At 71.9% G+C, this 12,110-nt stretch carries 13 protein-coding genes; 8 read left to right on the top strand and 5 right to left on the bottom strand.

The features are described 5' to 3' along the window. The first annotated feature begins 431 nt into the window (after positions 1-431). Together DSY14_RS23635 and DSY14_RS23630 are read left to right on the top strand one after the other, a co-directional pair. Positions 432-788, top strand: a complete 357-nt coding sequence (locus DSY14_RS23635; protein WP_211718819.1) for a cupin domain-containing protein — start codon at positions 432-434, stop codon at positions 786-788. A gap of 129 nt (positions 789-917) precedes the next feature. Then, the gene (locus tag DSY14_RS23630; protein WP_211718818.1) at positions 918-1,850 is read left to right on the top strand and encodes an SEC-C domain-containing protein; all 933 of its coding nucleotides are present in this window, start codon (positions 918-920) and stop codon (positions 1,848-1,850) included. Here DSY14_RS23630 and DSY14_RS23625 read toward each other — a convergent pair. Further along, a complete protein-coding gene (locus DSY14_RS23625; protein WP_211718817.1) occupies positions 1,847-2,320 on the bottom strand; it encodes a hypothetical protein in 474 nt (157 codons plus the stop codon). The two genes, DSY14_RS23630 and DSY14_RS23625, sit on opposite strands and share 4 nt — an antisense overlap. Before the next feature lie 207 nt (positions 2,321-2,527). On the opposite strand from DSY14_RS23625, the gene DSY14_RS23620 reads away from it, so the two are divergent. Together DSY14_RS23620 and DSY14_RS23615 are read left to right on the top strand one after the other, a co-directional pair. After that, positions 2,528-2,935: a spore-associated protein A gene (locus DSY14_RS23620; RefSeq protein ID WP_211718816.1), complete on the top strand. Its 408-nt coding sequence runs from the start codon at positions 2,528-2,530 to the stop codon at positions 2,933-2,935. 25 nt (positions 2,936-2,960) lie between these two features. Next, complete coding sequence (locus DSY14_RS23615) at positions 2,961-3,377, top strand: spore-associated protein A (protein WP_211718815.1); 417 nt, start codon at positions 2,961-2,963, stop codon at positions 3,375-3,377. Between the two features lie 113 nt (positions 3,378-3,490). Here the strand turns inward: DSY14_RS23615 and DSY14_RS23610 are convergent, their stop codons facing one another. Genes DSY14_RS23610 through DSY14_RS23595 form a run of 4 tightly spaced genes read right to left on the bottom strand, consistent with a single transcriptional unit; the run spans position 3,491 to position 7,718 of the window. After that, on the bottom strand, positions 3,491-4,372 hold the full coding sequence (locus DSY14_RS23610; RefSeq protein ID WP_211718814.1) for a GntR family transcriptional regulator: 882 nt from the start codon (positions 4,370-4,372) through the stop codon (positions 3,491-3,493). Positions 4,373-4,432: 60 nt separating this feature from the next. Next, complete coding sequence (gene pdxA / locus DSY14_RS23605; RefSeq protein WP_211718813.1) at positions 4,433-5,464, bottom strand: 4-hydroxythreonine-4-phosphate dehydrogenase PdxA; 1,032 nt, start codon at positions 5,462-5,464, stop codon at positions 4,433-4,435. After that, positions 5,461-6,666: a four-carbon acid sugar kinase family protein gene (locus DSY14_RS23600; protein ID WP_307851311.1), complete on the bottom strand. Its 1,206-nt coding sequence runs from the start codon at positions 6,664-6,666 to the stop codon at positions 5,461-5,463. Before DSY14_RS23600 ends, pdxA begins: the two co-directional genes overlap by 4 nt. After that, the gene (locus DSY14_RS23595) at positions 6,663-7,718 is read right to left on the bottom strand and encodes a 2-keto-3-deoxygluconate permease (RefSeq protein WP_211718812.1); all 1,056 of its coding nucleotides are present in this window, start codon (positions 7,716-7,718) and stop codon (positions 6,663-6,665) included. Before DSY14_RS23595 ends, DSY14_RS23600 begins: the two co-directional genes overlap by 4 nt. Positions 7,719-8,141: 423 nt before the next feature. Here DSY14_RS23595 and DSY14_RS28945 point away from each other — a divergent pair, with 423 nt between their 5' ends. The 4 genes from DSY14_RS28945 to DSY14_RS23580 all read left to right on the top strand — a co-directional run bounded on the left by DSY14_RS28945 (position 8,142) and on the right by DSY14_RS23580 (position 12,027). After that, entirely contained in the window at positions 8,142-8,513 is a 372-nt protein-coding gene (locus DSY14_RS28945; protein WP_249188351.1) for a hypothetical protein, read from the top strand. Between the two features lie 99 nt (positions 8,514-8,612). Next, positions 8,613-8,975 carry a hypothetical protein gene (locus DSY14_RS28940; RefSeq protein WP_249188350.1) on the top strand — a complete coding sequence of 121 codons (363 nt, stop codon included), beginning with the start codon at positions 8,613-8,615 and terminating at the stop codon, positions 8,973-8,975. 546 nt (positions 8,976-9,521) lie between these two features. Further along, a complete protein-coding gene (locus tag DSY14_RS23585; RefSeq protein WP_211718811.1) occupies positions 9,522-11,747 on the top strand; it encodes an anthranilate synthase component I in 2,226 nt (741 codons plus the stop codon). Positions 11,748-11,886: 139 nt separating this feature from the next. After that, positions 11,887-12,027, top strand: coding sequence for a GPGG-motif small membrane protein (locus DSY14_RS23580; RefSeq protein WP_211718810.1), 141 nt, complete (start codon positions 11,887-11,889; stop codon positions 12,025-12,027). The last annotated feature ends 83 nt before the right edge of the window (positions 12,028-12,110 follow it).

The following is a 12,110-nucleotide window of genomic DNA, read 5'->3' as shown; positions in this document are numbered from 1 at the left end:
GTACAGCAGCGGTCAGGACCGCCAGGACACGCGTGACGCGCACGAGGGGACCTCGAGGGGGACGGGGGGATGCGGGCAACGTTGCTCCTTGGGGGAGGAGTGTCGGTCGGACCTTCACACCATGCGGCTTTCCGCGCCTTCTGACCAGACCCCCCGTGGTGAAGTTCGGGGACCGGTTCGGTTGCGGCGCGGCGAACTCGGGAACCCCGCTCCTTCCGGGTCTTCGTCCCTGGTCGGCGGCGTGCGACGGTCCCGAGGGCGGAGCCGTCTCGGTCCGGCTCCCGCCGTGCGTCGGCCCGTGCGTCGACGCGCGGCGGACGGACGTCCGCGCCCGGAGGAGGAGACCGGGCGAGGGCCCGGCCGCGTGGCTCGCCCGGCTCCGGGAGAGGCGGCGTGCGAACCTGGAGGGGTCCCGTCGAAGGAGAACCGTCATGGTGCGCGACACCTCACCGTCCACGCTGATCAGCGCGGGTATCGACCAACTGCGCGAGGCCAACCCGGTCAGGGCGGGGCGGGTCGCTCCGGAGCGGTTGTTCTCCGGGGAGGACGTGCGCATCACGCACCTGGCCCTGGACACCGAACTGTCCGAGCACCGGGCACCCTCACCGATCGTCGTCCAGGTGATCGAGGGGAGCGTGCGGTTCACCGTGGAGGGCGAGCGGCACGCGATGGGCGTGGGCGGTCTGGTCCACGTCGCCGCCGGGATCCCGCACGCCGTCACCCCGGTCGGTGGCCCGGCCCGGATCCTCATCCACCTGCTCCACCCCGAGCACCACGGCCCACAGTGAGCCTTCCGGGCGGTCCGACCGGACCCGACCGGTGTCGACCCTGGCCGACCCGCCCCTGCCGGACCCCCCGTACGTCACCGCCCCCGGGGGTGAGGTCGGCCACGTGCGCGGGGCTTCTAGCCTGGGGGGATGACCGAACCTGCGTACTCGGCCCCGCTCCCGCCGGAGCTGGTGGCGGCCCTCCTCGACATGGACCTGCCCCAGCACCTCCTCGACGACCTGGCACAGACCCCCGACGCCACCGGGGACATCCTCCTCGGCGCCGCGGACCGATTCCGTGAGCGGCGCCCAGAGCTGGCGCGCGCGGTCCTCGACCTGCTCCGCGCACACGCTCCCGAACCCGACTACCGCCAGTACGCGACCCACATGTTGGCCGGCCTGCTCCGGGCGCAGGGGTCGGCGGGGGAGGCCGACCGGCTCATCGACGAGCTCATGCGGCCCGGGGTGTTGGGCCGGCCCATGGCGGCGGTGCTCGCGGACGAGTTCGCCGAGGCCGGAGACCTGGACCGTGCCCTGCACTGCTACAACGTGGCCTGCCGCAGCGTGCTGGCCGGCCCGGTGGAGCTGCTGGAGCGGATGGACCCGGTGGGTCTGCTCCCGTTGATGGGGCGAGCGCGGGTGCGGGAGCGGCTCGGTCTGCCCGCGGACGCCCACGACGTGGCCGTGCGGGCCGCGGACGCGTCCCGGCCCTCGCTGGAGGAGGAGATCGGGCTGCTCGACGCGGGGATCGACGTCGCCGATCCGCCGGTTCACGCCGCACCGCTGGTGCGCGTGGAGCTCTCGGGTCGGGAGAGGGGCCACTACCACGACGTCGAACGTGAGCTCAGGGAACGGGGCGAGGAGCGCGTGGTCCTCGCCCTGGCCGAGCCCGCGGAGCTCGACGCCTTCGCCGAGGCCCGGGGGCTCGACCCGGCCGACGAGGCGACCCGGCGCGAGTGGGCCGGTGGTCTGCCCTCGGACTCACCCCGATTCCTCACCTGGCCGCCGGAGCGCAACCTGCCCTGCTGGTGCGGCTCGGGGCGCAAGTACAAGAAGTGCTGCGGGTCCCCGACCGTGCGTTAACGACCGCGCAGGCGCGGCATGAGCGGGATGGGGCGGTCGGGATGGGCGGGCCGCCCCGCCTGCCGGGGTGCCCGATCCTCACGGACACAGTCCATGACCTCGCGGGCGGCCACCCGCCCCGCCTGCGCGAACCCGTACGGACCGGAGTCGACGTCGCTCCAGTGCGCGTCGCGGAGGACGATACGCGCGCTGTGACGGGCGCGGCCCGGGCCGGGGCCGAGCCAGTGTTCTCGGAACCCGCGGAAGAAGGCCTTGGTGAACACCGGTTCGTAGTGGGAGTCGGGCGTGTAGTAGGCGCCGGGCAGGTCGTCGACGAACTCCAGACCCTCCACGGCCGTCGACCCCTCCTGTGGCGGTTCCGCGTCCAGCCATACCGCGGCGAAGTCGCCTCCGCAGCCGGCCCGGATGACCTGTCTGACGAACACCCCGGTGACGGGGCGGGGCAGGGGGGAGAGAGGTGCGGTGGACACGGGGGCTCCTCGGTGGCATGTCGGGGTTCGAACAGTGTGGCAGGAGTGGTGGGGTCCGTCCAAGGAATAAAGAATAATGCGTTGTCGGGTTTATGGGGACGTCGATCCATAAAGTCCGGTTGTGGACACACAAATGGCGTTGATAAGTGCTCCGTGGCACTCTGTTCCTTGTCTCCTGAACGGAGACGGAACCAAAGGAGTGCGTACATGCGAGCATTGCGAAGGGTCGCCGTCGCCGCGGCCGTGGCCCTGGCGGCCACGGGTTTCCTGGTCGTCTCTCCGGCCCATGCGGCCGTGTACAACGGCGCCTGTGGTGCCGGATACAACATCGTCAACTCGCTGGAAATCGGAAACTCCGGTACCACGTTCCTCACGTACAACAACGCCAACGGCTATAACTGCGCCGTCACCGTGCGCACCACCCCCGGTGCGCCCGTGGAAATGGTGGTCGGGCTCAAGCGCAGCCCCGACGGGCCGAACGAGGCCGTCCAGGACGCCGGCATGTACACCACCTACGCGGGTCCGGTCTATCTGTACGCCGCGGGGACCTGTGTCGACTGGTTCGGCTACATCGACGGTGACAACGAGCACGCCAACGGCACCAATTGCGGCTGATCCGCGGACCGGGAGGAGAGAGAGCATGAGGAGCATCGTCCGGCGTGCCTGCGCGCTGGCGGCGACGGCCGGAATCGGCGCCGCGTCCCTGGTGGCCACGGCCGCGCCCGCGACGGCGGCGGCCACCTACAACGGCGCCTGCGGAGACGGGTACGCCGTCGTGAACAGCGTGGACCTGTCGGCGGATCGCGGCACCGTGTTCCTGACCTACAACAATGCCAACGGCTACAACTGCGTCGCCACGGTGCGCACGGTTCCCGGGGGCGCCACCCTCATGGAGGCGATGCTCCGCGCGAGCGGCACCTCCGGTTGGAACACCGATTCCGGTGACTACACCACCTACGCCGGGCCGGTCTACGTGCACGCGGCGGGCCGCTGCGTCGACTGGGGCGGCACCATCGGTACCGACACCCGCATCATCGAGGGCACCAACTGCGGTTGACGGGGAGCGCCACGGGGCGGGGCGACGGGGTGCGCACCACCGCATGAGGGACCGGTCACGGCGGCGCGGTCCCACGAACCGTGCCCTCCGGGCGTGACCCGACCCGAATGCGGTCAGCCGCGCAGACGCCGCAGCTCGGAACGCAGCTCGTCCGCGAGGGACAGGGCGCGGTCCAACTCCGTGTCCTGAACCTCACCCGAGGGATGGTCCCCCTCCGGGCGGGCCAGCGACGGTCCGGGTGCGATCTGCACCTGGTCGGTCGCGCCCTCGGCCTCGATGTCGAACACGACCCGGTCCGAACGGTGCCAGCTCTCGAACCACTCCAGCGGCGCCCCGGACCGGTCGAAGGTCCCGCCCTCCAGCAGCAGGAGCGGCGCCCCCTCGGGCACGTCGAGTTCCCGGGCGATCTCCGGATCGGCGGGCACGGCGCGGATCTGGCGTCGGCCGCTGGTGGGCACCACACCGAAACGCGACTCCATGAGTCGGTGCAGGGAGGCGTCGGAGAGCATCGACGCCTCCAATCCGGCGAAACGCTCCGCGGGCAGCCAGGTGCGCACGTAGGACAGGGGGTCACCGGCCACCGAACGCACCCGCTCCAGACGCAGCAGGGTCCGGGTCCCGAGGTGTTCCTCCGCCGACGGGACCCCCGCGCGCACCGGGTCCAGGGCCACCACCCGGGTGGACAGGGACAGGCCCTCGGCGGAGAACTGGTCGAACAGCCCGGTCACCCGCTGCACCAGGCGGTGGTGCTCACTGCGCACCGCCGCGACCGGGGCCCGGCCGTGGGCCCGGCGCACGGCGCCCTCGTCCTCCAGGGTGGCCAGTGCCTGACGTACGACGCTGCGCGAGACCCCGAACCGTTCACGGAGCGCGGCCTCGCTGGGCAGGGTCTCCCCGGGGGCGATCGAGTGGTCGCGGATCTGCGCGCGCAGCACGTCCGCCACCTGGGCGTGCAGGGGCCGGGCATCGGAGCGGTCGACAGGCATGACGGCCATTCTAGGCAGTGGGACGTTTGGGCCCCCTGCCCCGGCGGGGGGACAGGGGGCCGCGGGCGATCAGGAACCCGGGTTGGTGGCCTGCCAGACGTGGCCCCAGCCGGGTGCGAGCTCGGCGGCGCGGCGCAGCGCCAGGACGAGGCTGGCCTCGCGGGCGATCCCCTTGCCCGCGATGTCGAAGGCGGTGCCGTGGTCGACCGACACCCGCACCACCGGCAGACCGGCGGTGATGTTGACGCCGTCGTCGCCGTACACGGCCTTGAAGGGCGCGTGGCCCTGGTCGTGGTAGCAGACCGCCACCAGCTTCCACTTGCCGCGCACCGCGGCCGGGATGAGGGCGTCGGCGGGCACGGGCCCGTGCGCGTTGATGCCCTCATCCCGTGCCCGCTCGATCGCGGGCGCGAGGATGTCGGCGTCCTCGTCGCCGAACAGCCGGTTCTCGCCCGCGTGCGGGTTGAGGCCGGCCACACCGATCGGCTCGTCCGGGGAGCCCTGGGCGCGGGCGAAGGCGCTCATCAGGCGCAGCACCTCCAGGGTGCGCTCCTGGGTGACGTCCTCGATGGCCCGGCGCAGGGACACGTGCGTCGTCAGGTGGAAGAAGGACAGCTCGCCGGCGGACAGCACGAGGCTGTAGTCGCGCACGCCGAACTCGTGGGCGAGCAGTTCGGTGTGACCGGGCCAGTTGTGGCCGCCCAGGTGCATGGCGGCCTTGTTCAGCGGCGGGGTGACGATCCCGTCCACCAGTCCGCGCTTGGCCAGGTCCACGGCCTGGATCACGAAGCGGGCGGCCCCGTCACCGGCCTCGGCGCTCAGCTCGCCCGGAGGCACGTGCCCCAGGGACGGGCCGGTCTGTACGACGTCGATGACCGCGGGGTCGTCCGCCGCGTCGGCGGGGGAGGCCACCGGGTTGACCACCGCGGGGTCGCCGCCCACGGCCGCGACGGCGTTGCGCAGCGCGTCGGCGTCACCGATGACCACCGGACGGGCGTACTCACGGACCTCGGGGTGGTGCAACAGGGACTTGGCGGTGATCTCCGGGCCGATCCCGGCGACGTCGCCGAGGGTGACCGCGAGGGTGGGGCGGTGGCTCATGCGTTGGTGCCTTTCGTGTGGCGGACCGCGTCGGCGGCCTCGATGAGGGCCGTGGGGGAGCCGAAGCCCCCGGCCTTGGTGACGATGGCGTGCCCCTCGTGGGGGCCACCGGCCAGAGTGCCCAGCGGGATCCCCGGGGCGACCTCGCCGGTCAGCGTGATGGCGCGTGCGCTCAGTGCGGCGGTCAGGGCCCGGGCCCCGTCACCACCGGTGACGACGAACCCGGACAGCGGATGCCGGTCGGCGATGCGCGCGGCGAGGGCACCGAACCGGCGCGCCACGAGTGCGGGGTCCAGCCCACCGCTGCGGTCGTCGGGCGCCACGAGGGCGGTGTGCGGGTGGGCACGGTCGAAGTCCGCGCACACGCGATCCGACCAGATCCGCCAGGCGTCGTCGTCGGCCAGGTCGGTGACGGTGGGCTGTTCCACGTGCGTCCACTCGTCGACGGCGAGTTCCCGCACCTGGCCACGGGCGGCCTGGTGCAGCGAGGTCACCACCACGAGGGCGGGGTCCGGCTCCTGCGTCGGGCGCCACGACTCGGCGAGCCGGGCGGCGAGCCCCGCCGATCCCACGGGAACGGCCCGGTCACCGAGGACCGTGACGGCCGCGGCCAGACGGGCCAGGTCCGCGTCGCTCTCGGCGTCGACCACGGCCACGGGTGCGGCGGCGAGCAGCTGTTCGGCGTCGTGGGCGGCGTCCGCTCCGCTCAGTCGGACGTGCCGGCCCTGGAGCAGGTCGGCGATCCGGCTCTCGGTGACCGGAGAGACGGGGTCGCGGCCCACGGCGGTGCGGTGCACCTCCACGCCGTCGACCAGCAGGATCCCGTCGCGGACCACACGTCCGGTGGCGGGAAAGGCCGGGCAGACCACGGCCACCGCGTCGGGCCGCCACGCCGACAGGACCCCGTCGATCTCGGCGCGCAGGGGACCGCGCAGGGTGGAGTCCACCTTCTTGTAGAGGAGGTCCGTGCCCGAGGCGCGCAGGCGGCGTACGGCCCCGGCGGCCGCCTCGGCGGCGCGCTCGTGGTCCAGCGCCCTCGAGTCGGTGGTCACGGCGACCACCTCGGCGGTGGAGTCGGCCGCTGTGAGCTGGAGTTCGGTGCGCCATCCGGCCCGAACGAACTGGACGGCGGTGTCGCCCGCGCCGGTGAGGTCGTCGGCGACGACGGCGATGCGCGGGGCGTTCTGCGTGGAGTGGCTCACGACCGGCTCTCCTTCTCCTCGATGTCCGCGGAAGCCGCCGAGGCCTCCCGTTCGGCCTGCTCCAGCTCGGACCGTTCGGCCTGGGCCGGTCGCGCGCCGGCCCGGCGCAGCACCCAGGTGGTGACCAGGGGCGCGAGCAGGGCGGTCACCAGGACGCTCGCCGCGACCTGGGAGGTCGCGGTGCCGACGTAGGCGGCGAAGGAGGGGTCGGCGGCGGCCACGATGGCCGGCGTGGCCACGGCGTTGCCCGAGGTGGTCCCGGCCGCGAAGCCGATGCCGGACTCGCCGCCGCGCCGCAGCAGGAAGCGGTAGCCCAGGTAGACCAGCCCACCGGTGAACAGCACGATCACCAGGCCCATGACGATGCCGCCCAGGCCGCCGCGGGCGACGTCGGCCAGGTCGATGCCGGTGCCCAGGGCGAAGGCGAAGAACGGGATGACGATGCCGGGCACGGGCTTGAGCACCTCGCGCCACTGGCCGTCGACATTGCCGACCACCACGCCGAGCAGGAACGGCAGGATCGCGGCGAGCAGCGTCATGAAGGGGATCTGGCCGAGGCCGGAAGCACCGATGAACAGCAGGGCGAAGAAGGGACCGTCGTTGATGGCGCCGGCGATGTAGGCGCCACGGTCCTTGGTGCGTCCGTACTGTCCCGTGATGGCCAGCCACAGCCCGCCGTTGGCGTTGGTGGCGGCGGCGATCATCGCCAGGATCGACACGCCGAGGATGCCCTCGGGGCCGGTGGCCAGGGCCAGAGCGATGATGAGCAGGCCGGGGACGATGCTCTTGCCGAGCAGGACGACACCGGTCGTGGCCAGGACCGGACCGCTGGTGCGCAGGGTGACCTGCGTGCCGGTGGCGAAGATCAGCAGCGCGATCAGCGGCATGGCGCTGTCCTTGAACAGCGCGGTGGTGAAGCTGCCGATGTCGAGCGCGGCGGGCGCGAAGGTGCCCAGGATGGAGCCCAGGACCAACGGGACCAGCATGGTTCCGCCGGGGATCTTGTTCAGCCAGTGGTAGAGAGGCACCACCGACCCGTGGTCGTCGCGCATGAGTGTCCGTTCGCAGGGGCCCGTCGGGCGGCGTGCCTCGGGGCCGTTCCACAGATTGTCCGTACAGAGTGTACGTACAATTTTGGCCCGCGCCACCCCCCAGAGCACACGAATTCACAGGAAACGGACCAGGTGAGACACCGGATCCCCCAGGCCGTGGGTGTTCACGCCGTGTGCGGACCCGGGTGAATGCACACCCGACGGCGCGGGGTCGGTGGCGTCTCGGAGGTGTGCTCGTCGGTGCGCCGGACCGGTGGTGGTCGCGCCGCGTCCCCGGACGATCGTCGCAGGTCGGAGCGGTGGGGCGCCTCGGCCGCGATCGTCACCCGAGTGTGGTCGTGGAGTACTGGTGCGTGTGCCGCACACCTGGCTATCTTCGCTTTCGGTCCACAAGGGCCCACAAAGGAAGAAAGCACTCTCCCCATGCCCTCACGCGTCTCCGCTGCCCCCGGGACGGCGATCCTCCTCGCTCTCTGTCTCACCGGTTGCGCCTCCCCGCAGGACACCCTGGCCGGCGGCGCGGACGCCTCCGTGGTGCCCACCATCCCCGAACACCCCTTCGAGGAGGTCGACCGGGAGGACCCCTTCGCCGGTAGCCCCGCCGAGGGGTTCGGAACGGAGTTCGTGGTCCCCGAGGCCACGGAGGTCAGTTCCTGCACCTCCGCGCAGGTGGCCGAGGCCTACGACCGGACCCGGGAGTTCCTGGAGGTCACCTACCTGGACCAGGACGCGGTCTTGGGGGAGGACGACAGCGCGTTCGTCGCGCTGCTCGAGGGGCAGGCCCTCGACTGGTAGCTGGACGGGCTGGACGACCCCGACCCCGAACTCGACACCCGTGACCTGCACTACAACCTCGCCCCCAACGTCGCCGAACCCATCGGCGACGAGGTGCGGGTGGACGGCGAGATGCGCGTGGAGGAGGCCACCGACGAGTACGGTCTCGACTACCTGTCGGTGGTCACCGAGTTCACCATCGTGCAGCCGGTCGCCCGCCCCGGACGGCCGGTGTCGACGCGGATGGTCGTCTCGCACCTCGGGGAGGTCGGATTCTTCGATACGGGCGGGGAACGGTGGGAGGCCTGGCCGTTGTGGGAGAGGGCCGTCGCTCCCGCGCACTGCGTGGAGGGGCACTACTTCACCCCGTTCTTCGGCGACGAGGCGCCCGAGGGAGAGCGACCCAAGGGGCCCGAACTCGACGCCTACGACCTGGACGACGCGCGGGACATGGAGGAGTGCGGCGCGGTCGGGGACACCTGATCCCGGCCCGTGGCCCGGTCCGGTGCCACGGGTCGGCCGCCCCCGCGCGGGTTCAGCCGCCCGGACACGCGGGCATGGTGGGCGGATCCCGCTCGTGGGCCACGGTCGACCGTCGCGTGGCACGGGTGCGGGCCGCGTACAGGTCGTTGGCGCCCCGGGGCGCGTCAGCACCTCGCCGGGCCGCACCACGATCACGGCGTCGAACTCCAGCCCCTGGGCCTCGGTGGTGGACAGCACCACCACGGGGACCTCCTCGTCTCCGCGGCGCCCACGCGAACGGCCCGCCTCCGGTGATGCCACCGTCCTCGCCTCGACGGGTGAGGGTTTTTTCGTGTCCGTGCCCCATGGCACTCGGCGCACCCGCTAGACTCGCCCCCATGCGAACCCGGCCGACCAACGGACAGTGGTGGCGCCGCTCCTAGGCGGCGCACCGATCAGTTCGCATTCCCGAACAGCGACCGCCCCGACCGGCGGTCGTTTTCTGCTTTCGAGGCGACCCCGGCCGGTGACGACCACCCGACCGAAGAGCGCCCCGAAGGACCGTCCGTGAAGCCCAGCGACGCCCAGCCCCTCAGCTACAGCACCCCCGCCGGAGTGAGGGTCCACCGCAGTGCCACCCCCTGCGACCCCGAGATCCTCACCGATCTCGTCACCTCAGTCGAGCACCGTCGCGGCGGCGTGCTCTCCTCCGGCATGGAGTACCCCGGCCGTTACGACCGCTGGCACCTGGGCTACGTGGACCCCTGCCTGGAGATCGCCACCCGCGGACTCGACGTCACCGCCAGGGCCCTCAACGACCGCGGCCGTGTCCTGCTCCCCGTCCTGGGCGCGGCCCTGCGCACCGCGGGAGGGGTCACCGACAGCGGTTCCGACCACGTCACCGTGACCGTCCCCGCACCCGACCCCACGGCGTTCTTCACCGAGGAGGAGCGCAGCCGCCGGCCCAGCGTCTTCACCGCGCTGCGCGCCCTCGTCGCCGCGCTGCGCAGCCCGGAGGACCCCCACCTGGGGTTGTACGGCGCCTTCGGTTACGACCTCGCCTTCCAGTTCGAGCACGTGGAGCGGCACATCGACCGCGACCCCACCGATCGCGACCTGGTGTTGCACCTGCCGGACGCCGTCATCGTCCGCGACCGCAAACGCGAGACCTGCGTCCGTTACACCTACGAGTTCACCGTCCCCGCCGAGGGCGGGCGGCCGGAGGCCACCACCGAGGGGCTGCCCCGCACGGGAGAACCCACCCCCCACGTGGTCGCCGCCGAGGTCCCCGAGGGTCCGGTGCCCGGTTCCTACGCCACGGTCGTGGCCGAGGCCAAGAAGCGTTTCCGGCGCGGGGACCTCTTCGAGGTCGTCCCCGGCCACCGCACCTACGCCCGGTGCTCCTCACCGGCGCGCTTCTACGAACTCCTGCGCGAGCGCAACCCCGCCCCGTACGAGTTCTTCTTCAACCTGGGGGAGGGGGAGTACCTGGTGGGCGCCTCCCCGGAGATGTTCGTGCGGGTCACCGGCGAACCCGGCACCGGTCAACGGGTCGAGACCTGCCCCATCTCCGGCACCATCCGTCGTGGCGAGGACGCCCTGGCCGACGCCGAGAACATCCAGGAGCTCCTGTCCTCGGTCAAGGAGAAGTCGGAGCTCACCATGTGCACCGACGTGGACCGCAACGACAAGTCCCGGGTGTGCGAACCCGGCAGCGTCCGTGTGATCGGGCGCCGCCAGATCGAGATGTACTCGCGGCTCATCCACACCGTCGACCACATCGAGGGGACCCTGCGTCGTGACTTCGACGCCCTGGACGCCTTCCTCACCCACATGTGGGCCGTGACCGTCACCGGTGCGCCCAAGACCTGGGCGATGCGCTTCATCGAACAGAACGAGACCAGCCCCCGCCGCTGGTACGGCGGTGCGGTCGGGGTGATCAACTTCGACGGGTCGATGAACACCGGTCTCACCCTGCGCACAGCGCACATCCGTGACGGTGTGGCCGCCGTGCGGGTGGGCGCCACCCTGCTGTACGACTCCGACCCCGAGGCCGAGGAACGGGAGACCTTCCTCAAGGCCCGCGCCCTGCTGGAGACCCTGGCCCTGGGCGAGGAGCAGGCCGCGGTCGCGTCGGTCGCCCCCGAACCCGTCGAACGGCCCGCGCCGACGCCCGGTGCGGGCATGCGCGTGCTGCTCGTCGACCACGAGGACTCCTTCGTCAACACCCTGGCCGATTACGTGCGCCGTCACGGCGCCGAGGTCACCACCGTGCGCTACGGCTTCGACCACGCCCTGCTCGACCGACTCGACCCGGACCTGGTCGTCCTGTCGCCGGGGCCGGGCCTGCCCGGGGACTTCGCCATGGGCGACCTGCTCGACGCCCTGTCCGCGCGCCGACTGCCCGTGTTCGGCGTGTGCCTGGGCCTGCAGGGCATGGTCGAGCACGCCGGCGGCGAACTGCGCACCCTCGACGCCCCCGTGCACGGCAAGCCGGGCCGGGTGCGGGTCCTGGGCGGTTCGCTGCTGGAGGGCCACGGCGAGGACGGAGAGTTCCAGGCCGCGCGTTACCACTCCACCTACACCGTCCCCGAGGCGGTGAAGAACTACGAGGTGACCGCGGTGTTGGCCGGCGAGACCGGTGAGGAGCCGGTCGTCATGGCGATCGAGGACCCGGCGGCACGGTGGTACGCCGTGCAGTTCCATCCCGAGTCGATCCTCACCGCGGCGGTCGGTGAGGGGATCCTCGCCCGGGCTCTGGAGCTCGCCCGGGGCGCTCGGAGGCCCGGGTAGATCGTTCCGCGTGCGGTAAGGGAGAAACCGCGTGAGCGAGCCTCGTCACATGCGAGCCTCTGACCTGCGGTTAAGCATCCAGTCAACAATTGTTGCTTGCGAACTGTTTGACTATTCCGTGATCGGAGAGAGGTGGCGTATGGGTATTTTGCTGACGATCCTCGGAATCATCCTCCTCGTGTCCGGTGTCCTGGGCGTGCTGCGCGGGCAGCTCCTCTGGGGCATCGTGCTCATCGTGGTCGGACTCGTCGTGGCCCCCGGGTACTTCTACGGGCTCTAGCCGCGACATCGACCCCCGACTCTGACCGGACCGACCATGTCGGTGAGGGGCCGGGCGTCCGACGGCGTGTACACGCCGTCGGA

The organism is Nocardiopsis sp. MG754419, assembly GCF_018207095.1.
In the GTDB taxonomy this organism is placed as follows: Bacteria; Actinomycetota; Actinomycetes; order Streptosporangiales; family Streptosporangiaceae; genus Nocardiopsis.
This window is presented reverse-complemented; position numbering and strand designations above follow the sequence as displayed.